This is a genomic window from Acetobacter nitrogenifigens DSM 23921 = NBRC 105050 (assembly GCF_000429165.1).
GTDB classification, from domain to species: Bacteria; Pseudomonadota; Alphaproteobacteria; order Acetobacterales; family Acetobacteraceae; genus Acetobacter; species Acetobacter nitrogenifigens.
The window spans coordinates 418,292-440,729 of sequence record NZ_AUBI01000001.1; the positions used below are offsets into that span (position 1 = coordinate 418,292).

A 22,438-nucleotide genomic window follows, 5' to 3' on the forward strand; every position below is an offset into this window, starting at 1 on the left:
ATTGCCCTCCTCGTCTTGCGCCGCGCCTCCGCGATAACCTTATGTTGGGCGAACGCTGCATCCGGGCGTCCCATATCGCCGGTCTTTACGACCTGCGCCCGCCTGAGCTGTGGCGCGTCGCCTGCGCCCTCCGGAGATCGTCATGTCCGAAACCCTGTCCGTTCCGATCGAGGGCATGACATGCGCCGCTTGCGCAACAAGAGTCGAAAAAGTGCTCAACCGGCTTCCCGGCGTGACAGCGCGCGTCAACTTCGCCTCAGCTCGCGCGTCCGTGAATCTGGCGGCGCAACATGCTCCCGTCACGGATATCGTTGGCGCGATTGAAAAGGCCGGGTTCACGGCGCCGAAGGAACATGCGTCGCTCGCCATAGAAGGCATGACATGCGCCGCCTGCGCAACCCGCGTGACAAAGGTGCTGGACCGACTCCCCGGCGTCGCCGCCTCCGTCAATTTCGCGGCCAACAAGGCCGAAGTCGACTTCACCCCCGGTCTCGCCACGCCCGAAGCCCTGATTGCCGCCATCAGGCAGGCGGGCTTCAGCGCGACCCTCGCGAGCGCCGATGATTCCGCACGAGAAGAGCGACGGGCGAAGGCGCGCCGCAAACTCTGGATAGAACTGGCGATCGGCGTCGCGACGACGCTGCCGCTGCTGGTCGGCATGATCCCTGCGCTCGGCGTGATGCCTTCGAGGTGGCTTTCCCTGCTTCTCGCCACGATCGCGCAGGGCGTGCTCGGCCTTAAATTTTACTGTGGCGCATGGGCCGCCTTGCGTGGCGGCGGCGCGAACATGGACGTGCTGGTGGCTCTCGGCACGACCATCGCATGGTTCGCGAGCGCCGTTGTCACCGTGTTCGGGCTGGACGCGCCGGTGTGGTTCGAATCCGGAGCCACAGTGCTCACGCTGGTGACAGCCGGCCGATTGATGGAGGCCAGCGCGCGGGATCAGGCGGCGTCCGGCGTCGCTCGCCTCGCACGTCTGCAGCCCGCGACCGCACATGTCGAAACCGGGCGCGGCGTGCAGGACCGTCCTGCCACATCGCTAACCGTCGGCGACGTGTTCGTCGTGCGTCCTGGCGAGGCGTTTCCGACCGACGGAGATATTATCTCCGGTGAATCCGGCGTCGATGAATCGATGCTGACCGGCGAAAGCATACCCGTAATGCGCGCCCCCGGAGAGCCGGTTCGCGGCGGATCCGTGAACGGCGACGGCGTGCTTCGGGTCCGGGCCACAGCCGTTGGAGCGAACACGGCGCTGGCCCGCATCACCCGCATGGTCGATCAGGCCGAAGGTTCGAAAGCGCCGATCGAGAGACTGGTCGACCGCGTGGCGGCCATCTTCGTGCCGACCATACTGGTCATTGCGGCTCTTACGCTCGGCGGCGGCTGGGCCGTCACGGGGTCGTTCCAGACCGCTCTGGTCAACGCTGTCGCCGTGCTTGTGATCGCCTGTCCATGCGCGCTGGGCCTCGCCACACCGACCGCCATCATGGTCGGCGCAGGGCGTGGCGCCGCCGCCGGCCTGCTGTTCCGCTCGGCCGAGGCGCTTGAGCGGGCCGGGCGTATCTCCGTTCTGCTGCTGGACAAGACCGGCACGCTGACCGAAGGCCATCCCGGCGTGACCGGCCTGTACCCTGCCCCGGGCGTCGATGAAGCCGCCCTGCTTGCTCTCGCCGCCGGGCTGGAGGCCGATTCAGCCCACCCTTTGGCCAAGGCCGTCCGGGAAGCCGCCGAGGGGCGCAGTGTAACGCCCGACGCCATTTCATCTGGCAAGGCTGTCGCCGGACATGGCGTCAGTGGCCAAATCGACGGCGTGACGGCGCGCCTTGGATCAGCGCGCTTTCTTGACGTGAAGCTGGAGGGCGCAGCGGCGCAGGCCGAGTCCTCTGGCGAGACGCTCATCGGCGTCGAGCGAGGCGGGCGTTTACTGGGTTGGATCGCCGTCGCCGACGCAATACGCCCCGAGGCCGCAAGCGCCATCGCGTTGCTGCGCGATCTCGGCGTCAGGCCGGTGATGGTGACAGGCGACTCGCCAACCGCCGCACGACGCGTCGCAGAGAGCGTCGGGCTTGCCGACATTGCCGCAGGCGTTCTTCCAGAGGGTAAGGTTGCTGAGGTGGAGAAAGCGCGCTCCGAGATCGAACGCGCAGGCGGTAAAGGCCTTGTCGGCATGGTCGGAGACGGCATCAACGACGCCCCCGCCCTCGCCTCCGCCGACATCGGCGTCGCGATGGGCGCCGGGACCGACGTCGCGCTGGAAACGGCTGCGATCGTGCTGATGCGGTCGCGTCTTACGGCCATCGCCGATGCAATCACTCTCTCACGCGCAACCTCGCGCAAAATCCGGCAGAATCTGTTTTTCGCCTGCATCTACAACGGACTGGGGGTGCCTCTGGCGGCGTTCGGCGTGCTGCACCCGATCGTTTCGGGCGCTACGATGGCCCTCAGTTCCGTATCGGTCGTGGGCAACGCATTGTTGCTGAACCGGTGGCGTCCAGCGCGGATCACAGACGCGCGCTGACGCCCGCCCGGACTGGACATCCTGCCCATCGGGCGCGAAGTTCGAACCACACCGCTCTGGAGGCGCGCCCGCGCCGTCCGGTCCATGGCCACGCGCCCGGTCCAGTCCCCGGCCAATGGCGCTTGAGGAGAACCATTCATGAAAACAGATACGCTTCTTGTTCAGGGCATGACATGCGACGGATGCGTGTCCTCGGTAAAGCGCGCGCTTTCCGCGATCGAAGGCGTCACCGAAGCCACTCCCTCCCTTGAGCAAGGACAGGTCACGGTCGTTTACGATCCCTCACTCACCTCTCCCGATGCGTTTCGCGCCGCCATCGAAGGCGCAGGGTTCGAAGTCAACTAGGACGCCGCCTCGCCATGCGGGGCGCACGCAGCCGCCCTGCCGCCCACCCTGTTCAGGGACGACGTCGCGCGTGGCACACATCAACATCCAGCAAGCGTCTTTGAGGAGCCCGCGGACCATGCCCCATTTGAAACAGCCCGCGCGCCGCGGGACCACGCGCCTGCGCTTGCTGCCCCTCGCGGCGCTGTCGCTGCTCTCCACAGGTTGCTCAAAGGAGATGGGTCGCCGCATCAACGATACCGACGTGTCGTGCCTGCGGGCGCAGATGAGCGGGGAATCCCGTGTGTCGTTCCCCATCGCCGCAAACACCTGTCAGCGTATGAGCAACGGGAACATGATTTTCGGCGCGAAGAACGCCAAGCCGATTCCGCTTAACCTGAAGGACGCGCCAGACCTGCAAGCGCAGGCCGCCGAATACGGATATACCTATACGCGTTAGACGACACGCCTGCGACAAAGGCCGATATTCGTAAGGGATTGAACCGAAACGCAGATTGCGCGGCGATTCACCACCGAACAAACCCGTTGCTCCCAAGGGAAAGACGCGGTGCTGCGTCTGGCTATGGCGGGATCAAGGCGAAAAAACCTTCCACGACCCTGATCTCCCACAGCGTGCGAAAGGCTGGCGTGACGCACGCCAGTTCATGCCTGGAAAAAGATTATCCACCGTCGTTTACTTACCCACCGACGGCCCGCCGCTCTTTTCCGAGAACCGTCAACTTTCCAGTTCGACATCCCAATAAAGGTAATCCCGCCAGCTCTGATGCAGGTAATTCGGCGGGAACGCCCGGCCATTGTCCTGCAATTCCCATGTGCTCGGCTGGGACGGACGCCTGCGCGGGAACATCCGGATTTCAGCGGGCATATGTGAACCCTTGAGAAGATTGCAGGTGCCGCAAGCCGTAACCACGTTCTCCCACGTCGTGCGGCCGCCACGGCATCGAGGAATGACGTGGTCGAACGTCAGTTCGTGCGTCGGGAACCGTTCGTGACAGTACTGGCACGAAAAATTGTCGCGCAGGAACACGTTGAAACGCGTAAAGGCCGGTCGCCGCGCGGTCGGTACGTATTCCTTCAGGGCGATTACGCTCGGGAGCCGAAAACTGCGGCTGGGCGAACGAACTTCCATGTCGTACTCGCTGAGAACAGCGACACGATCCAGACAGACCGCCTTGATCGTATCCTGCCAGGACCACAAGGACAGAGGAAAGTAGGACAACGGCCTGAAATCTGCGTTCAGGACGAGAGACGGAAAGTGCATACTGCCATCGGGCAAGGCGCGCGTCCTTTTCTCGGAGACGGCTCATGCAACACCAGGGCGGGACTCGGAACTGAACGCCTTGGGTGATGCGTCGTCGAGGTCTTCGCAAGAACTATAGGCGCATGTTTTCGCAAACGGCAAGAAAGCCGGGCATTTCCGGGTTATGACGATTTCATGGCAAGCGTTTTTCCCTTCTTCACGGCACCGGCAGGCGGCTGGATCACCCGTTTCGCGCCAAGCCCCACCGGATTACTGCATCTCGGGCATGTCGCGGCCGCACTGTTCGCTCGGGAACACGCCCAGCCGGACGGTCGCTTCCTGTTACGGATTGAGGACATCGACACGCAGCGTTGCCAGGAACGGTTTATCGCCGCGACCGAGGAAGACCTTGGATGGCTCGGGTTGCGTTGGTGGGACGCGCCGATGCGCCAGTCACAGCGCATGGACCGGTATCGCGCGATATTGGAAACCCTGCAGGAGCGAGATCTGCTCTACCCCTGTTTTTGCACCCGCGCCGACATCGCGCGGGAGGCCCAGAGCTCCGCTTCCGCGCCCCATACTGCGCCAGACGGGGGACTGCTCTACGCCGGAACATGCCGGAACCTGACAGCAACCGAACGCGCCGCGCGGATTGGCGCGGGCCAACCCTACGCCCTGCGTCTGGACATGCGTCGCGCCTGCACCCTCGCTTACGGGGCAGAACGACGCCGCCTCACCTTTCGCGATCTGAAGCGCAGCGTCTGCGCGTGCGAGCCGGAAGCATTTGGCGACGTCATTCTGGCCCGCAGGGACACGCCCGCATCTTATCATCTCTGCGTCACGCACGACGACGCGGCTCAGGGCGTGACGCTGGTGACGCGCGGGGAGGACCTGCGCTCCGCCACGGACGTCCACCGCCTCCTGCAAACACTGATGGGATGGCCTGAGCCGGTCTACGCGTTCCACCCGCTGCTATGCGACCAGAACGGAAAGCGGCTCGCGAAGCGTGACGGGGCTCTTTCGATCCGGGCCATGCGTGAAAGCGGCATGACGCCGGAAGCCGTTATGGAGATGGCGAGGCACGCCGCGTCTTCGGAAGGAAGTCCGGGCCCTGTAACAACTCCCCCGTAGCGCGAGAAGCGCGGCGCGTTCAGCGCGTCGTCTGTGTGGACGGCGCCAGCATCCCCCCGCCCGTCGTGTCAGAAGAACGCACTTTCCGCCCGCCGGGCGCAAACAGGCGAAACAGCGGCCCGGTCAGGGTCGTCGAAATAACGGCAAGCACCATCAGAGAGGCGAAAGCGAACTCCGACAACATGCCCTGCCCATGCAGAATGGTGGCCGCTACAATCTCCATCAGGCCCTTGCATTGCAGCAGCGCTCCAATACTCAAAGCCTGACGCCTGCTGAGACCGGCTGCGGGCGGATACACATAAACCGCCGCAATTTTGGTGACGATCGACACTGCGACCAACATCAGGGAGGCGATGACCGACGGCCAAGTCAGGGCGTCGCCGTCGATACGCAGGCCGCTATGTCCGAAGAACATCGGCGCCAGCCAGAACAGCGAGAATGTGCCGACCCACTCGACCGGCAGACGACGCACCCAACTCGGCGGCATGATCGCTCCAGCGAAATACGCGCCGATCAGTTCATGCAGACCAAGCTGCATCCCCGCCCACGACCCCGCCGCCAGATAGACAGGCACCGTCGCCCAGATAACCCACGATGGCGGGTTACGGTAATGCCGGGACGCCCAGTTTCCCGCAGTAGCGAGACCAACAAGCAAGCCGACAGCGACAAACTCCAACCCTGTCCAGCCATGCAACGCCGCCGTTCCCTTGGCTGCGAACTGCAAGGCCGCCAGGCCGATCCACAAGGCCGCATCGTCAACTACCGCAAGTTTCAAGGCCAGTTGTCCCAGCGGGCGCTGCGCGGGCTCAAGCTCTCGCACAACGCCGATGAGAACTGGCAGGGCGCTCACCGCGATACACAGACCGATCGCCGCCGCCGCGATCCCCGGAGTTGCGTGAGGCGCACGCCACCCGTGCAGAGGAAGAAAAAACTCGTACGCCAGAATCGAGCCGATCAGAAACGGCCCGCCCAGCGCGACAGCCGCCCCGCCAAGCAGACGTCTGAGCGACGGCGACGGAAGAGCATGACTTCCGTCGCCCTCTCCTGGGTGCTGCCACATCTCGAGCCCCGCGGTGAACGCAAGCACGAGGACGGCCACCCACCCGATGTCGTTACCGTAAAGCGACGGCACGCCATATTTCTGTACCGGCACATGCCAGACCGCCAGCAGAATTCCCACAAGGATTGGCAACACTGCTATGGGCAACGTCTTTTGCAGCAAGCGCCAAAGCGCCCACGGCAGGAGTACGAAGAGCGCAGCGTCGCTGATAAGCGCAGTAATGTTGGTCATTGCGCGTCCTTTTTCACCTATCGGCCGGACAACGTAGTGACGCCAAGCCTGTTATGCAAATTCGGTATAAGACGGTATGGTATTTTGATTGAGGCAGGAGCTTCGTCTGAAGGAGACAGCGCTCAGCATGTTTGCAGATGCGGCCTCCGTGTAAATCTGGTCGCTCACGAAGCAGTCTCTCGTTTTTTTATAACCTACCCATACAGATGACGAAGACTCAAACGCTAATCGGATTCAATAAAAACCATGATTCCACCTATCCTCACAGAACGCCTGACGCTGCGCACGCCCACGATCGAGGATCTTTCCGGCTATCTGGCCTACCGTAACGAACCTTCGGCGCTTGCCGCGCAAATGATGGAAATTACGAGCGAAACCTCCGCCCGAAACTTTCTCCACTCCCAGTCACAACTCGCTCCCGACGCTTTCGGCTGGCGCATGTTCGCCATCGAACCACGACACAATCCGGGCCTTATCGGCGAAGTCGGCGTCTTTATTTCCGAGGACAATCCTGAAAAAGGCGACATGGGCTGGTGGATGAGCGCCTCATGCCAGGGACAGGGCTATGCCACGGAGGCTGCGAAAGCGCTCGTCGCATGGTGTTTCACCGCGCGCAAAATGCATCGACTCACTGCACAATGTCTCGCAGCCAACGCAACCTCTCGCAGAGTGATGCGAAAACTGGGTATGCGGCTTGAAAGCCAAACCGTCGAAAGTCGATTTCTCGCAGGGCTATGGCATGACGAAGTCGGATACGCCATCCTGCGGCATGAGTGGACAAAAAGCCTTCAATCGTCATGAAATAATTCAACAGCATATTTTTTGTATTTAATTATCATCAGAAACATTGACCACTACGCTGAACAGATTGCAGAATTGCTCACCATCTTCTCGCAGAATACGTTCGAAGTGGATCTCCCGATCGCCATTTGCAACCAACAATGATTCATTGTTCCATATTTAAATAAATTTGAAATTCATTATGAAAATAATGTTATATTTTAAAAATCATCGAACCTCACATCATGTCGCATTCATAAAAATTGCGACACACGTTTACCACGGCACGCTTTCTCCATTACGATCAATGAAGCGCAACCCCGGCTTACCCGGCTGTCCAATTAACGTATCGACCAATTTCGGAACAGTCTCTTCGATACCAAAAGGCGCCTCCGGACCTCCCAGTTCGGTGCGTATCCAACCCGGCGCCATCAGCACCAGCGCACGCTGATCAGCGGCATGCCGGGCAGCGTAGCTGCGCATGCACTGATTTAACGCAGCTTTGCTTCCTCGGTAAATCTCACGACCACCTTTTACATTATTGGCAATACTTCCCTGCCCCGACGACATGACCCCGATCAATCCGGCGGGACGCACCAGATCCTGAAGCCCCTCGATCACGCGCATGACGCCAAGCGTGTTGGTGAGCATGACTCGCACGAATTCGTCCGTCGAGACTTCCGCGATCGTCTCAGCCTGATTGCGGTTGGATGTGCCAGAATTGACGAACAGCATGTCGAAGACCTCCCCTGACAACCTGCTGCTTAAAGCTGATATCTGGGCGGCGTCGGTAATATCGAGGTCTTCTATCGTCACCTGAGCGGGGTACCGGTCGGCGAGATCGTGCAAGCCTGTAATTCCGTCTCCGCGCACAGTTCCGACGACACGCCAGCCTTTAGCAACGAATTCGGACGCCATAGCCAGCCCAAGGCCACGTGATGCGCCGACTAGGAGAAGAGTTCCGGGTTGATCGCAGAGTGCTGTTGTCATGCCGAGCTTCCTTTTGTCCTGCCCCCAATGTGTACCTCTCCACCGCAAGCGCCAGACGCACGACATGCAAACTATGATTGCATGGAACGCTATGCCGATCAGGCTGACGCGCTTATCCTTCAGCCATGCCAAAGACCATTGATCTGAACCTGCTTCACGCTCTCGACGTGCTGTTGACCGAACGCAGCGTCACGGCTGCGGCTAGGCGCCTCGGCCTGAGTCCATCAGCGACAAGTCGGACGCTCGCGCGCCTGCGCGTCGCCACGGGCGACGCCCTGCTGGTGCAGGCAGGGCGTTCGCTCGTGACGACACCCTATGCCGAGCAATTGGCGGAACGCGTCCACATTCTCGCGCAGGAAACGCGCACAGTGCTTACGCCCGCTCTGGGCCAGGTGGAGCCAGCGTTACTGGACCGCACGTTCAAAATCCGCGCCAACGACGGGTTCGTCACATTGTTCGCCCCCGCGCTCGTCGCGGAAATCGCCAAAGCCGCCCCGCTTGTTCGCCTCTGCTTCGTTCCCAAGCCCGACAAGGACGCAACGCCCTTGCGCGACGGAACGATTGATCTCGAAATCGGAACGACGGGCGCGTCCGCTCCGGAAATGAAGAGTCAACTTATCTTCCGCGATCGCTTCATTGGCGTTGCACGCAAGAATCACCCACTGCTCGGAAAACCGGTTACGCCGCAGCTATACGCCGCATGCAGGCACGTCGTCGCTTCACGCCGAGGCGCATCGAAAGGACCGGTGGACGACGCCCTGCGGGATTTAGGCCTCCGCCGCGAGGTCGTAGCGATCGTGCCAAGCTTTCTCGATGCGCTGAACATCGCGCGCAACTCCGACCTGATCGCGCTCGTGCCGAACTCAAGTCTCGACAAACAGGCTCACAGCCTGCAGCGGTTCGAACTCCCCGTATCAACGCCGGAACTCGCGATTAGCGCCATGTGGCATCCGCGCCTCGACAGCGACCCGGGCCATCGCTGGTTGCGCCAGAAACTCATGGCGGCATGCAAAACGTCTTCATAGACGATGCTGGCAGTTACCGGCTTCAGGCGGCATTCCATCATTTGATTTTATTTTGAAACAAGGAATAATCGCGATTCATTGCGTACTTATTCCTTGCTCAAATAGCTATTTTTCAATTCATCTTGCTCTTAACATGATATCAAGAGGCAACGTGACAGCGCGTATTATGCAAACGATAGCGTCACGCTCAGGGAGGCGTTCGGTCGGATGAGCACTTTGCAAAAGGGAGATCCCCTGCCCTGGCTCGCTCCGTTATGCGCACACACAGGAGCGCCATTTCGCATAGAAGCCGCAGGCGGTCGCTTTTCTTTTTTTTGCTTTCCCAGATTGCAAGGGCAGACGACGACAGCTGACGACAGCACCCTGATAAACGCGGTCAGGACACTGTCTGCGCAGACAGACGGCGTCACCCATCTGCTCTTCGTTGTGTTGCCGGGTGGAAATGACACACTCAACGCTGAACTTCGTGCGTTAGGGGACGCCGTGCGCATCCTGCTGGATGACGATCTCGCCTTGCACCATGCTTTCGGCGTTTCGGAAAAACGGTCAGACAGCCTGTGGTTCGTCGCTAACCCGCGCCTGAAGTTGCTCTACGCCCAGTCATTTCCGGACGATATGGTCGGCGCGCGCACGATGGTGGAACTGGCTCGATACCTGCCGCCGGATCTCGCGCATTACAACCGCCAGACGCCGCCTCCGGCATTGCTTATGGAAAGCGTGATTGAACCCTCCCTGTGCCAGGAGTTGATCGAAACTCATCTTCTGGGCGATCGCTACGCCTCCCCCGCACAAACAGAAATAGGCGGACAAGCGGCGCACGACCATGACAACACCCGCAAGAGCCGCACTGATTCAGAGATTCCCGAACGCCTTCGCAACCTGGTCATCAAACGTCTGGCCGCGCGCGTGGCGCCAGAACTGAAGCGCGCCTATCAGTTCGATATGCACGGAATCGAACGGCTGGTCGTCGCCTGCTACGACGCCGCCACTGGTGGTCGTTTCGATCCGCATCGAGACAACACGCTGACACACACGCGTGACAGGAAATTTGCGATCTCTATCAATTTAAACGATGAGTATGAAGGTGGATATATCGGATTTCCGGAATACACGGGCACGCTGTACCGCCCACCCGCAACAGGAGCGATCGCATTTTCCTGCTCGCTCATGCACGTCGTGACGCCTATCACGAAAGGTCGCCGCTTCGCTCTTCTCCTGTTTTTAACTTGAACGTTCATTATACAGAATAAATTTATTCAACCCTTTCCGGCGCAATCATGTTCGGGGAGGCCTCCGTCCTCTGAAGAGCGCGACGCTGAGATACGCGACAGAGAAGCCTTCGACGCGATAGCTATGTGTTATCGCCTTACCCAGACGTCAGGCCTCACAAAGCTCACGTTCAGCGCAGAACGATCAATGCAATCCCTTCAACAAGGCTTCGGCTGTCTCCCGCGCATGCAGCCTCAGCGTGTCGTCAGACATTTCTCCGGCAGTCCAGAAGGACAACACGCCGCGAAACCCGAAAGCGAGATGACCCGCGAGCCGACTCAACGCCTCCGGTTGGCCTGTTATCGACAGTCCGGCGCCAGCGCCAAGCGCCTGCTTCCAGAGCGCCGCTGAATGCGTCCACACATCCCCGGCCACCGGCCCAGCCGCGCCAAGCCATCCCATAACGGTCCGATTGACGGCAGGCGCCTCCAGCATGACAGCGACAGCCGTGTCGACGGCCAGCAGAACACGCTCTCCAGCGCCCAGATCTGCGGGCGCTTCGGAGAGTCGCGTCCGCATCGCGGCGATCCTTCTCGCGGAAAGAGCATGCATAATCGCCGCCTTACTACCGAATTGGTTGAACGGCGTGGCGAAGCTGACCTCTGCGCGGGACGCAAGGTCACGCATAGAGAAATCAGCCTTGCCGTCCCGAAGCAGGCCTTCGGCTGCATCAAGCACGTGTTGCCGTTTCGCATCCGCCCGTTTGCTGCCGGACACGCTTTGGGTCTTGCTAACTGCCATGGTTCATATTTATATCATGATATAGTTTTCCTCCGTATGGAGTTAGATCATGACAGCAGCCACCGCCAGAACTTTTCTCATCACGGGCGTCAGTTCCGGTCTTGGCAGAGCGTTCGCTGAAGCGGCTCTTCAGGCCGGACACCAGGTTATAGGGACCGTGCGCAAAGACACGGACGCCGAGGCGTTTTCCGCTCTCGCCCCTGATCGCGCCTATCCCCTTGTGCTGGACGTGACCTGCTTCGACGCCATTCCGCAGGCTGTGGCTGATGCGGAACGCAAGGCGGGTCCAATCGATGTGCTTGTTAACAACGCCGGGTATGGGCAGGAAGGCGCTCTGGAAGAATCGTCGATGGACGACGCACAGCGTCAGTTCGCCGCAAACGTGTTTGGGCCGATCGCGATGATCAAGGCGGTGCTGCCCGGCATGCGCGCCCGACGCAAGGGGCACATCGTCAACGTGACCTCAATGGGCGGCTTCATCACCATGCCGGGGCTGAGTCTTTACTGCGGCAGCAAGTTCGCTCTTGAAGGCGTTTCCGAAGCGTTGAGCAAGGAAGTCGCGGGTCTGGGCATAAAAGTGACAGCGCTGGCGCCCGGTCAGTTCCGCACCGACTGGGCAGGACGCTCCATGGATCGGGCCGCCCGAAGCATCGCGGATTATGACGATGTCATGAACCCCTTGCGCTCGGCACGTATTGCCAAAAGCGGGCGCCAGCCCGGAGATCCGGCAAAGGCGGCGCAGGCTTTGTTGACGTTGGTGGAAGCGCCCACCCCTCCGACGCGCCTCTTCCTCGGAGAAGACGCCCTGTCGCTTGTCGAAAGAAAGCTGGAAAGCATGAAAGACGAAATAACAGAATGGGAGGACCTCTCACGATCCACCAGCTTCACGTCATAGCTGCGCTTGTAAAACGACGGCGCGAGTATGTTGAAACTAACGATCCAGCGTGAGGCCACTGCGAAACCACCAAGTATGCTCACCATTCGTTCATCTCCAACGTCAAAACAATATGGCGCCATCGAATATTCGGCTTCATGGTGCGACGAGATCTGACAGACGTCTCATATCTCAGCCCTTGACCGCGGTTATGTAACTCTGTCTAGGCTCGGGCTTTCAAGCGCCGTTCCGCCTGGATCAGGCGCAGTGAAAAGTCGTGAGAGATTGAGGACTGTGCTCATGCGTGCATGCCGCCACTTACACAATTATCTTCGAGATCGTCATACCGAAGCGCATCGCACTACTGTAGCCACGGTCCGCACAAAACATTGCGCGGAAAATCAATTTAACCTGGAGAAAGCCAGCAACGCCAAGGTAACGGTAACAAATCCACCAATTTTTGTGGACACTTGCGCGCTGGCCATCAGGGACAGCCTCTGCCCTGCGCTCAGAATGGCGATGTCCCCCGCCCCGCCAGAACTTGCGTGACACGTCATGATCATGGAGGCTTCAACCGGATACATCCGAAAATACCGTGCCATCGCAAAACCCGCTCCCGCCAAAGTAACAACGGTGCATGCGACCGTAGCGCAGATGGCCGGCGAAACTGCCGCCACAAGCGGTTTCCAGGGCGTCAGCACTACGCCGATGCAAAACATCAACGGATAAGTGCAGGCGGTTGCAAAAAAACGATAAACCCAGTGAGCACCTTGTTCCATGCCGCTGGGTATCAGCTTCGCAACTTTAAGAACGACAGCAAGAAAGAGCATGATCAAAGGCGCAGGGAACTTGAGAACGTGATCAAGAGCGGATGAAACCGCATACAGAGTGACAAGGGCCAAACCAGACGTCGCGACGCGCGCCGGATCAGAGAGCAGCATAGCGCGATGATCCGGATCCAGCGCCTGATTTTCAAAATTTGCGATAAGAAGTTGTCCATTTCCCGAAAGAGTGGGTCTTCTTTCACCGATTGAATTCAACAGCCCGGCTATTACGACTGCGCAGATATTGGCCATGGCGACGATTGGAAGCAGGCCTCCTATTATGTCGCTTTCAGACCCATGCGTTATAGCCGCATATCCGATGGCAAGCGGCACTGCCCCCTCGCCAACGCCCCCGGCCATGGTTGGCACAAGGATAAAAAACAACACGTGCCGTGCGTCCATCCCGAACGCCAGCCCCACGATCATGCCAACTACGCCAGCCGCGACAGAGGCGATGGCTAACGGAGTCAATATCTTCAACATGTTTGCCAACAGAGTCTTCCGGTCCATCGCAAAGATGCTGCCAACGACCACTGCCGTAACAAAAAGATATAGAAAATTACTCTGCTTGTAAAAAACGCCGATGGCCTTCTCGAGTGTGTGCGGGAGAAGGCCGTAAAACACCATCGCGGACGGAAGGAACGTGTTCAGGATCACCGCTCCCCCGATAGATCTCAAGCCGGGAACACGATGCCCGATCTCCGCAAGGGGGTAGGAGCAGACAGCCAATACAACCGCCATAATGCACAGATCGCTGGATATTACGCCCCTGATGATGAAAACAACCATGCATATAGCGGCGATTAAAAAAACTGGAAGCGGCATGATGACGACCCGAAAGTTCGCCACGCGCCGCCAGAACGGCATCATTTCAAGTGATGTCTCTTTGAGATGCGTTTTATTTTTTAGCATTTTTTATCTTTTGTTTTTATTTCACAACGATCAATCTAGGCGAGCATCATATATTCAACCCCTTACTACGCAGAAGCGCATTGATGCGATCGGCATTTCCGCCTTCTTGAGCATTCGTCTCGCGAATGGCGGCCTCCCGCTCAAGGTGTTCCTGCACCTTGGGCATCAGGCCCGACAGTTCATTCGCCGGGATCGCGAGAATTCCGTCAGCATCGCCCAGAATCAGATCACCCGGCTGCACCACCAGTCCCCCACAACTGATCGGGATGTTGACCGCGCCCGGGCCATCCTTGCTGGGCCCGCGATGGGTATGGCCGCGCGCGAAACACGGCATGCCCCCTTCCTGCCATTCGAGTAGATCACGAACTGCGCCATCCACGATGAACCCGCCGAGTTTACGTGCGATCGCAGTAGTACGCATCAAACCGCCAACGATCGCCTGCTCCACTGACCCGCCTGCATCAATCACGATAACGTCGCCCGGGTTCGCCATAAGCATGGCTTTATGAATCACGAGATTATCGCCTGGACGGGTGCGGACAGTGACAGCACGCCCACACATCACCGTTGCAAGATCAGGATGATACTGCCGCAGCCCGGTCGCGCCTATGCTCCGTCCCATGCAATCCCCCGCCACCGCGACCGGAATTGTGCGCCACGCATCGATAACCTCGCATGCAATCGACGCTCCATTAGGAAGGATGCGCCAGCCAGGCGGCCACTCAGCTTGCTGGTTGAGAGATGGTAAGATGTCCATGGGCTCCTGCACTGCTTTTCACCGAAAAACTGGCCAAGGATAAGCGCCGCGTTTACAAAACATCTATTCAATAATTTTCCGCAATCAATTACCCAGAGCTATCAGATGAACGTCGACTCTCGAGACCTGCGCTACTTTGAGGTAATCGCCGAACTCGGGCATCTGCGCCTCGCAGCCGAACAATTGCACCTTAGCCAGCCAGCGCTTAGCAAATGCGTCAGGCGGCTCGAAAGCGCCATTGGAGCGCGGCTCTTCGAGCGTGAAGGACGAGGCATAAGACTGACCGCCGTAGGGGACGCCCTCCTGCAGCAAGCGCGTCGGCTCAACCTGATGACCACCAACGCACTGCGCGAAATTCAGGAGTTTGCAGCAGGCGGCGCAGGCGTTCTCAGAATTGGTTGTGGCCCTGTCATGTCGGAATTAATGCTGCCCGCCGTTTGCGAAATTCTCACTCGCAATATGCCGAACGTAAAAGTGACGATTACAGTCGGCATGAACTACATCCTGCGCGACGAACTGCGGCACGGGAACATCGACGCTATCCTCGGGCTCGTAACAGACGCAGACGAAGAATTCAGCAGCCACCCGCTGCTTACGGACACGGTCGTAATCGCCGCCACCCAGACACACCGCCTTTTTCGACGCAAAAATGTCAGCATTGCAGATCTCGCAGACGAGCAATGGGTATTGCCGGTGCAGCAGGTGGCCAGCCGCGTGTGGCTGGATGAACGATTTAAGACTTACGGACTGCCGCCCCCCAAAGCGCGCATGGAAGTCAACGCGACGCCATTACTGTTGCCAATGATCGCTCACAGCGGATTGGTCTGCTTTGTCTCCCGTCATATTCTGGGCCGGCAGCTACAGGCACCCTACCTGAAAGAACTGCCGATCGAAACGCTTACCATGCAAAGGAAGCTTGGCCTCACAACCGGAGGGACAGCGCTGCCTCCCGCCGTGTTGAGGTTTGTCAGTCTAATGGAGAGCGAGGCGCCGAATTTTGTCCACTCGCCGTAGGCGCGCGAGAATGACTTCTCGCCACGAAGACAAAGCCGCGACTGAACGTCCGACATCGACCCAAAGAAGCGATATAGACGCTCTGTGTTAGCGATTTAGGTAAATTTGGCGGAGAAGGTGGGATTCGAACCCACGGTACCCATAAGGCACAACGGTTTTCGAGACCGTCCCAATCGACCACTCTGGCACCTCTCCGTCGCTTCCGGCGACGCGGTGGCGCTTACATATGCGTCTGCGTGATTGGAGACAAGGCCCTTTTTTCAACCATGTGATTCCGGTTGACGAAAGCAGGCTCCAGCGCTTAAAAGCCCACTCCGCTCAAAGAAGGCGGAGCCAGCCGTGACGCACGGCCAACGAGAAAAAGCGACTGGACCGATCGCCTGCGCCAACACGCCGCGAGACGTCGATTGATCGAGAAGAGACGAGTTTATTATGTTCGCAGTCATCCGCACAGGCGGCAAACAGTATCGCGTAACGCCGAACGCCGTGCTCAAGGTCGAGAAGCTTGAGGTTGAGGCTGGCGCCACCGTGACGTTCGAAGACGTCCTCGCTGTCGGCGGCGAAGCCGGCACGACGATCGGCGCTCCCCTTGTCCCCGGCGCCAAGGTGACGGCCACCGTCATCGCTCAGGACCGCCTTGCGAAGATCATCATCTTCAAGAAGCGCCGCCGCCAGAACAGCCGCCGCAAGAACGGACACCGCCAGCCGGTCACCGTCCTGCGTATCAGCGAGATCGTCGCGGCCTGATCTCCTCCCACGGAGGATCGAGCAGAGCCAGCATCAGTAAGGAGCAAAGTTCATGGCACAAAAGAAAGCAGGCGGTTCGTCACGTAACGGACGCGATAGCGCCGGCCGCCGCCTCGGCGTCAAGAAGTTCGGCGGAGAGGCCGTTATCGCCGGAAACATCATCGTCCGCCAGCGTGGCACGAAGATGAAGCCGGGCACCAACGTTGGCGTCGGCCGCGATCACACGCTGTTCGCCCTCGTCGACGGCGCAGTGCGCTTCTCGCGTCGCGGCGACGATCGCGTTCATGTGTCGGTCGAGGCTCTTCCGCTCGCCGCAGAGTGATTGGTCCTGTGCGGGCGTGAAACCCGCATACGGATCAGCGACCAGACTAGTGACAGGGGTCGATCCGCATGGGTCGGCCCCTTTTGCATCCGCCATTTGCGGCGAGATGTCGGAAGACGGTGATGAAGTTTCTCGATCAAGCCAAGATTTACGTTCGGTCCGGTGACGGCGGCGACGGCGTCACCGCGTTCAGACGCGAGAAATACATCGAATTCGGCGGCCCCGACGGCGGTAACGGCGGACGTGGCGGCGACATCATTTTCGAAGCCGTCGCCAATCTCAACACGCTGATTGACTTTCGCTACACGCAGCATTTCCGTGCGAAAAAGGGCGGCAATGGAGCCGGATCAGACCGCACCGGCGCAGCCGCGCCCGCCGTCGTCATTCAGGTGCCTGTTGGCACGCAGATCATGGACGACGACCGCGAAACCCTGCTTGCCGACCTGGACAAACCCGGCAAGCGCGTAACGCTCTGCACCGGCGGCGACGGCGGTTTTGGCAACGCGAACTACAAGACCAGCACCAACCGCGCGCCGAGGCGCTCCGACAAAGGGTGGCCGGGCGAAGAGCGCTGGGTATGGTTGCGCCTCAAGCTGATCGCCGACGTTGGCCTCGTCGGCCTTCCCAACGCCGGTAAGTCGACCTTTCTTGCAGCGACATCCGCCGCGCGCCCCAAGATCGCCGATTATCCTTTCACCACGCTTCACCCCCAGCTCGGCGTCGTGCGCCTGTCGATGACCGAGGAGTTCGTGATCGCCGACATCCCCGGCCTGATCGAAGGCGCGCACGAAGGAACCGGCCTCGGCGATCGCTTCCTGGGACATGTGGAACGCTGCGCGGCGCTCCTGCACCTGATCGACGGCGCCGCTGGCGACGTGGTGGACGCGTGGCGCACCATTCGCAACGAACTTGAGGCCTATGGCGGCGGGCTGGCCGAAAAACCTGAAGTCATTGCCCTTAACAAGTGCGACGCCATGACGCCGCAGCAGATATCCGGACGCAAACGGGCGCTGGAACGCGCCAGCGGCGCAAAGGTAATGGTGATTTCTGGCGTTTCGCGGCAAGGCGTGCCGGAGCTTCTGCGCGATCTGTTTACAAACGTTCAGAATGCGCGCGCGGAACGCGCCGCCGAAGAGGCGGAATGAGCATCACCGGCGACGCTGGGACGCATGACGCGCGACGTCCCGCCCTGAGCGCCGCACAGCGCGTCGTCGTAAAGATCGGCAGCGCCCTCGTCGTCGATCCGGACCGCGCGGCGCCGCGCACGGATTGGCTCGCCAGCGTCGCCGATGACGTCGCCGCTCTGCGCGCGGCCGGAACCGAAGTCGTTCTCGTCTCGTCCGGAGCCATCGCCCTCGCCCGTCATTCGCTGGGACTAACTCGACCCGCGTTACGGTTGCAGGAAAAACAGGCCGCCGCAGCCGTTGGCCAGATCCGTCTGGCCCAGGCGTGGAGCGCTGTACTGTCGGAGCGAGGCCTCACCGCCGCCCAGTTACTCCTTACCCCCGACGATACCGAAGATCGTCGCCGCTATCTCAATGCGCGCGCAACGCTGGACACCCTGCTCGGGCTCGGCTGCGTGCCGGTGATCAACGAAAACGACACGATCGCGACGGCCGAAATCAGATTCGGCGACAATGACCGGCTGGCCGCGCGCGTCGCGCAGATGATCAACGCAGATCAACTCATCCTGCTGTCTGACATTGATGGCCTTTACACGGCGGATCCACGCGTCGATCCGGACGCCCGCCACTTGCCCACCATCAACGCCATCACCCCCGAGATAGACGCCATGGGCGGCGCGCCCCCGCCCGGCTACTCCTCCGGCGGCATGCGGACCAAGCTGCTTGCCGCGCGAATCGCAACGAATTCCGGTTGCGCCATGGCGATCGCCTTGGGCAAACGCGAGCATCCCTTGGCCGCGCTGCGGGACGGCGCGCGTTGCACGTGGTTTCTCCCCGGCACGGACAGCCGCTCCGCCCGCAAACGCTGGATCGCCGGTGGATTGACGCCATCTGGCAACCTTACGATCGACAACGGCGCGATCCGGGCGCTGAACGAAGGCGGATCGTTGCTGCCGGTCGGCGTCAAAGCCGTTCAGGGCGAATTTAACCGAGGCGATCTCGTGCGCGTTCTAAGCCAGGACGGATCAGAAATCGGTCGCGGCCTATGCTCATATTCAGCAGAGGACGCACGCAGGATCGCCGGAAAGCGATCTGATGAGTTTGAATCGATTCTGGGCTGGCAAGGCCGTGACGAACTCATCCACCGCGATGACTTGATCCTCGACTGAGACCGATCCCGATGAGCTGAAAGGGACGTACGGAGCCGCGTGCTCCGCTGTTACGCCTCAACGTCCTGCCGGCCGCGCGAAGATATCAACGGTTCTCTACGCTTGTGGTCGAACTTTTTGTTCACCCATGCAGATATCGGAATATCGTAATATTTCATCGTCAGGAATGCGACCGTTACCGATAGAACAACCGCGAGGCCAACTGCGGCGAAGTTGTTTGTATTGGGGATAGCAAGAGCAATTACGTATAAGACCAGCCAGTGCGTTACGTAATTCGAATATGACAAACGGCCAAACCATTTGTCGCCATACACGATATGCTGGCCACGAGCGGAAACTCCGCATATGAGCGCCAAAGGCGGCATCACATAAAAAGTAAATATTTTCCACAAAACCGACGAAAATGGTGGGAATATGATAACGATAATCACGAAAAACGAGAAGAAAGGTATAACCTTCGATGTCGGAATATACCTACGTAGCCGGTATATAAGCACTCCAGCGAAGAAATCGTAAAACGTCCTCAAATAACCCCATATCGCGTGAGGCCCACCCCAGCCAACGTTCAACTCTTTAGTAAAATATGCAGAAATCGCGAACAACACGCCGGAAATCGTCACGATGGCAGCGACGTTGCGGGTGCGACACCCGACAAACCACCGAGCCCAGATGAAGGTAATCGTCGTCTGATATATAATCGTAGATAACGGCGGATTTGAAATAACCGCATTGTCTTCTTTTATATAATAATCCCCAAAAAGTCTTGGTATAATAAGAAGATTGAGCACCGCATACGCGAAGACAAGAGCGATCAATGGAAGACGAAAATCATGGTGCGTCAGGATAAAAAATACTGATCCCAAGAAAACACCCACCGACATCAACGGAAACAATCGCAGGAATCGATGTCGGACAAAATCTCGAAACGTTATCCGTCCACTTTCGAGTTTCGGTTCGTCGGCGTTAGTCGCCACGAACCCACCCAGCATGATAAAAAAATCGACTACGACATGCGTGTGATTGAGATATGGATATGTGGTGAGATATTGAAAGCTGTGATGCAATATCACGCATAGAGAACATACAAATCTCATAAAATCGAGATAGTAGTAGTACTCTCTTTTTACTTTTTGGCTCATAACAACCCAATCGAATCGAATTTCGACTGTAATCGACTAGAGCTTTTGTATCAAAAAAAATTACCGTTAATATTAATGATTCATCGTGTCTTTTTGTTTCTATTTAACTTAAATGCGCATTTAATCCGTTGCGTTTATTCCGAAATTATATTCAAATTTTACCCAGAGGTATTTTTTAAGATTTCACAAGACAAGATTTTATAATAAAGTAATTATATAATATAAGTAGAAATATAAAAAATAATAATCTTATAATGAACCTTAATTATATAAATAAAAATCGAATTTCAAAACACACATCAAGGATCGTCGCAACCCATTACCCCCACGAGTAGGGTCGACTGCGTTCCAATGCTATGCAGACACAAGCGCGGGACCGCGACAATTCCACTGGAGCGCTGAATGCCCCAAACGGAACGCATCCAACGCCCGCAATCAAAAATTCGGAACCATCCCCGTCACACAGCGGAACGCCATCACGCCCACCTCAACGCGCGACCTATCTGGGCGCAGGCTCGTCGTTACGCCGCGACGGCCAACGCAGAACAGGTTCTGAACGTCCACCTGGGGCAGAACGCTTGATTTCATCCCCTCCGCCGCCGAGCGGCGACCCGCTGGACAAACCACGCTGCGGCCCGCCCGGCGGTTGTTCCTCATGCCAGGGCATGCGCCTGTCTCCGCTGAAGACACGTTGCGGGTCAGCAGCGGCCGCGCCTCGAAATTCACCTCGAATTTCGCTCCGCAACTGCGGCTCAGGCGGAAGCGTCACCCGCGCTTCGTAAGCATCGGTGGCGCGAATGACCTGAGACCCATCGGCGCCGTCGCCCTGGCTATCACGAGGAAGGGCATTCCCCAGATCGTCCGCCCGATTGGTTGGAAAGAAATTTACGTCGCGGCGTACATCCGAGGCGTCAACCACCTTCCCCACATCATGCCCGGCAGCACGCTGAGCAGCGGCGAGTGCGTTGACCGACGTCGCAGGATCGGGTCGCGGCGAAGGCGCCGCTTGCCTGGCGTCGGAAGGAGCCTCCGGCAGAGAGCCGCCTGCTGACGACGCAGGTCGAAATTCCGGCTCAGGCTTTCCTCCAACATGTGCAGGTGGCGTCCATTCGACGGCGCCACCAATCGCTCTGACACGGTCACGAGGAATCTCTCCGCCCGACAAGCGAGCCGCGATCACACGAAGATCGCTCCGTACGTCCTCAAGCTGCAGCTCAATCTCGGCCAGTCGCCCCTTCAGGCCGAAAACGGCGAACGGCATCAGCAGAAACGCGAGCACGAACACCGCGCCCACGACCAGAATGAGCAGTTGCGCCCAGAGAGGCAGCCATTCGGGAAGAACTGGAGACATCGAGAGGGAAAAGCTCCGACAGAACGCTTGATTGAGGGAAAGCTTCACGTAACGACGCGGGTCGGCGGGACCGGCAGCCAATGCCGACCACCGTTGAACCGTCCAACGCCGACACCCGGCTAACCAATATCACATGCGCGCCGGTTTCACAGGCAGGGGCTTGTCGCGCGCCAGAAATCCTGACGCGGCAGAACTCACATGCCCAAAGCGCGACGGTAGATGTCGAGCAGCGTCTCCTGCTCCTCGATCTCCGAGGGTTCCTGTCGACGAAGGCGGATGATCTGGCGAATCACCTTCACGTCGAAACCGGCCGACTTGGCTTCGGTGAAAATGTCCTTGATGTCTCCGGCAAGCGCCTTGCGCTCCTCTTCGAGGCGCTCCACCCGCTCGATGATGCTGCGAAGGCGATCTACCGCAATTCCGCCAACTGCGGCGTCTTCGCCGCCCGAACCCATATCGGTGTCCATCTCCGCATCACTCCATCTCTGTTGTTCGACGCCGAAGATGACGCCCCTACGCCGAAAGGCAGTCACGCCATGACGGCGGCTTGTTCGAACGCCGCAAAGCGACGAACGGGCGGCATTATCCCGGCGACCGTCCCATGGTCAATCGACGAATTGCCCTGCTCCACCGGAGCAGGCACTCTTTCCCCGCTGCCATGATGGGCTGGCGCCAGACGAATGATCGGATTATAGGGAGGCGCTCGCTCGCGCATCGCGTCCGACCGGAACGCGACGACGCGTACGGCGTTGAAAATCGACGTCCAACGTTCAGTCAAACAGCGGCAGGCCTATCGCCACCGGCGCCAACGCCCGGTCGTCCGCCGCTTTTCACCCAGAGCGGAGTCCCCTGATGGTTGCATCTGCGCGCAATGG

Annotated in this window: 23 protein-coding genes and 1 tRNA gene; 13 read left to right on the plus strand and 11 right to left on the minus strand. The window is 59.1% G+C overall.

Translation table 11 applies throughout. From position 1 onward, the window contains the following. Nucleotides 1-142: 142 nt before the first annotated feature. The 3 genes from G442_RS0101925 (at nt 143) to G442_RS0101935 (ending at nt 3,302) form a co-directional block, all read left to right on the plus strand. Complete coding sequence (locus G442_RS0101925) at nt 143-2,518, plus strand: heavy metal translocating P-type ATPase (RefSeq protein ID WP_026396627.1); 2,376 nt, start codon at nt 143-145, stop codon at nt 2,516-2,518. A 138-nt stretch (nt 2,519-2,656) separates the two neighbouring features. Beyond that, on the plus strand, nt 2,657-2,863 hold the full coding sequence (locus G442_RS0101930; protein WP_026396628.1) for a heavy-metal-associated domain-containing protein: 207 nt from the start codon (nt 2,657-2,659) through the stop codon (nt 2,861-2,863). A 118-nt stretch (nt 2,864-2,981) separates the two neighbouring features. Further along, nucleotides 2,982-3,302, plus strand: a complete 321-nt coding sequence (locus G442_RS0101935; protein WP_051291806.1) for a hypothetical protein — start codon at nt 2,982-2,984, stop codon at nt 3,300-3,302. Between the two features lie 276 nt (nt 3,303-3,578). Here G442_RS0101935 and G442_RS0101940 read toward each other — a convergent pair whose 3' ends face one another. Beyond that, the gene (locus G442_RS0101940) at nt 3,579-4,139 is read right to left on the minus strand and encodes an HNH endonuclease (RefSeq protein WP_026396630.1); all 561 of its coding nucleotides are present in this window, start codon (nt 4,137-4,139) and stop codon (nt 3,579-3,581) included. A gap of 159 nt (nt 4,140-4,298) precedes the next feature. Between G442_RS0101940 and gluQRS the strand changes: the two genes are divergently transcribed. Beyond that, the gene (gene gluQRS, locus G442_RS0101945; protein ID WP_026396631.1) at nt 4,299-5,234 is read left to right on the plus strand and encodes a tRNA glutamyl-Q(34) synthetase GluQRS; all 936 of its coding nucleotides are present in this window, start codon (nt 4,299-4,301) and stop codon (nt 5,232-5,234) included. A gap of 19 nt (nt 5,235-5,253) precedes the next feature. Here the strand turns inward: gluQRS and G442_RS20440 are convergent, their stop codons facing one another. Next, a complete protein-coding gene (locus G442_RS20440; protein WP_051291807.1) occupies nt 5,254-6,525 on the minus strand; it encodes a cation:proton antiporter in 1,272 nt (423 codons plus the stop codon). Between the two features lie 246 nt (nt 6,526-6,771). Here G442_RS20440 and G442_RS23780 point away from each other — a divergent pair, with 246 nt between their 5' ends. Beyond that, nucleotides 6,772-7,326, plus strand: a complete 555-nt coding sequence (locus tag G442_RS23780; RefSeq protein ID WP_051291808.1) for a GNAT family N-acetyltransferase — start codon at nt 6,772-6,774, stop codon at nt 7,324-7,326. 255 nt (nt 7,327-7,581) lie between these two features. Here the strand turns inward: G442_RS23780 and G442_RS0101960 are convergent, their stop codons facing one another. Next, on the minus strand, nt 7,582-8,295 hold the full coding sequence (locus tag G442_RS0101960) for an SDR family oxidoreductase (protein ID WP_026396632.1): 714 nt from the start codon (nt 8,293-8,295) through the stop codon (nt 7,582-7,584). A 125-nt stretch (nt 8,296-8,420) separates the two neighbouring features. On the opposite strand from G442_RS0101960, the gene G442_RS0101965 reads away from it, so the two are divergent. Both G442_RS0101965 and G442_RS23785 read left to right on the plus strand, forming a co-directional pair. After that, nucleotides 8,421-9,320 (plus strand): LysR family transcriptional regulator, encoded by a 900-nt coding sequence (locus tag G442_RS0101965; RefSeq protein WP_026396633.1) that lies wholly within the window; start codon nt 8,421-8,423, stop codon nt 9,318-9,320. Between the two features lie 207 nt (nt 9,321-9,527). Further along, the gene (locus G442_RS23785) at nt 9,528-10,550 is read left to right on the plus strand and encodes a 2OG-Fe(II) oxygenase (protein ID WP_051291809.1); all 1,023 of its coding nucleotides are present in this window, start codon (nt 9,528-9,530) and stop codon (nt 10,548-10,550) included. Between the two features lie 183 nt (nt 10,551-10,733). Here the strand turns inward: G442_RS23785 and G442_RS0101975 are convergent, their stop codons facing one another. Further along, on the minus strand, nt 10,734-11,330 hold the full coding sequence (locus G442_RS0101975; protein WP_026396634.1) for a TetR/AcrR family transcriptional regulator: 597 nt from the start codon (nt 11,328-11,330) through the stop codon (nt 10,734-10,736). A gap of 49 nt (nt 11,331-11,379) precedes the next feature. Between G442_RS0101975 and G442_RS0101980 the strand changes: the two genes are divergently transcribed. Then, nucleotides 11,380-12,225, plus strand: coding sequence for an oxidoreductase (locus G442_RS0101980; RefSeq protein WP_026396635.1), 846 nt, complete (start codon nt 11,380-11,382; stop codon nt 12,223-12,225). A 380-nt stretch (nt 12,226-12,605) separates the two neighbouring features. Here G442_RS0101980 and G442_RS0101985 read toward each other — a convergent pair whose 3' ends face one another. Continuing rightward, complete coding sequence (locus G442_RS0101985) at nt 12,606-13,940, minus strand: 2-hydroxycarboxylate transporter family protein (protein WP_026396636.1); 1,335 nt, start codon at nt 13,938-13,940, stop codon at nt 12,606-12,608. Nucleotides 13,941-13,986: 46 nt separating this feature from the next. Then, complete coding sequence (locus G442_RS0101990) at nt 13,987-14,697, minus strand: RraA family protein (protein ID WP_035376008.1); 711 nt, start codon at nt 14,695-14,697, stop codon at nt 13,987-13,989. 105 nt (nt 14,698-14,802) lie between these two features. Between G442_RS0101990 and G442_RS0101995 the strand changes: the two genes are divergently transcribed. Then, nucleotides 14,803-15,711, plus strand: a complete 909-nt coding sequence (locus G442_RS0101995; RefSeq protein ID WP_026396638.1) for a LysR family transcriptional regulator — start codon at nt 14,803-14,805, stop codon at nt 15,709-15,711. Between the two features lie 106 nt (nt 15,712-15,817). Here the strand turns inward: G442_RS0101995 and G442_RS0102000 are convergent. Beyond that, nucleotides 15,818-15,906: transfer RNA gene (locus tag G442_RS0102000), tRNA-Ser, on the minus strand. Between the two features lie 237 nt (nt 15,907-16,143). Here G442_RS0102000 and rplU point away from each other — a divergent pair. From rplU to proB, 4 genes are all read left to right on the plus strand, one after another. Next, nucleotides 16,144-16,458 carry a 50S ribosomal protein L21 gene (gene rplU, locus G442_RS0102005; protein WP_026396639.1) on the plus strand — a complete coding sequence of 105 codons (315 nt, stop codon included), beginning with the start codon at nt 16,144-16,146 and terminating at the stop codon, nt 16,456-16,458. A 52-nt stretch (nt 16,459-16,510) separates the two neighbouring features. After that, nucleotides 16,511-16,780 (plus strand): 50S ribosomal protein L27, encoded by a 270-nt coding sequence (rpmA, locus tag G442_RS0102010; RefSeq protein ID WP_026396640.1) that lies wholly within the window; start codon nt 16,511-16,513, stop codon nt 16,778-16,780. A 122-nt stretch (nt 16,781-16,902) separates the two neighbouring features. Then, nucleotides 16,903-17,925: a GTPase ObgE gene (gene obgE, locus G442_RS0102015; RefSeq protein WP_026396641.1), complete on the plus strand. Its 1,023-nt coding sequence runs from the start codon at nt 16,903-16,905 to the stop codon at nt 17,923-17,925. Beyond that, nucleotides 17,922-19,073 (plus strand): glutamate 5-kinase, encoded by a 1,152-nt coding sequence (gene proB / locus G442_RS0102020; RefSeq protein WP_051291812.1) that lies wholly within the window; start codon nt 17,922-17,924, stop codon nt 19,071-19,073. The genes obgE and proB overlap by 4 nt, the downstream gene beginning before the upstream one ends. Nucleotides 19,074-19,123: 50 nt before the next feature. On the opposite strand, the gene G442_RS0102025 is transcribed toward proB, so the two are convergent. From G442_RS0102025 to G442_RS0102040, 4 genes are all read right to left on the minus strand, one after another. Continuing rightward, nucleotides 19,124-20,212, minus strand: coding sequence for an acyltransferase family protein (locus G442_RS0102025; protein WP_084440291.1), 1,089 nt, complete (start codon nt 20,210-20,212; stop codon nt 19,124-19,126). Nucleotides 20,213-20,711: 499 nt separating this feature from the next. After that, nucleotides 20,712-21,644 carry a hypothetical protein gene (locus tag G442_RS23795; protein ID WP_146882092.1) on the minus strand — a complete coding sequence of 311 codons (933 nt, stop codon included), beginning with the start codon at nt 21,642-21,644 and terminating at the stop codon, nt 20,712-20,714. Nucleotides 21,645-21,757: 113 nt separating this feature from the next. Next, a complete protein-coding gene (locus G442_RS0102035; RefSeq protein WP_026396645.1) occupies nt 21,758-22,030 on the minus strand; it encodes a DUF2312 domain-containing protein in 273 nt (90 codons plus the stop codon). Between the two features lie 62 nt (nt 22,031-22,092). Beyond that, the gene (locus G442_RS0102040; protein WP_026396646.1) at nt 22,093-22,341 is read right to left on the minus strand and encodes a hypothetical protein; all 249 of its coding nucleotides are present in this window, start codon (nt 22,339-22,341) and stop codon (nt 22,093-22,095) included. Nucleotides 22,342-22,438 lie beyond the last annotated feature (97 nt).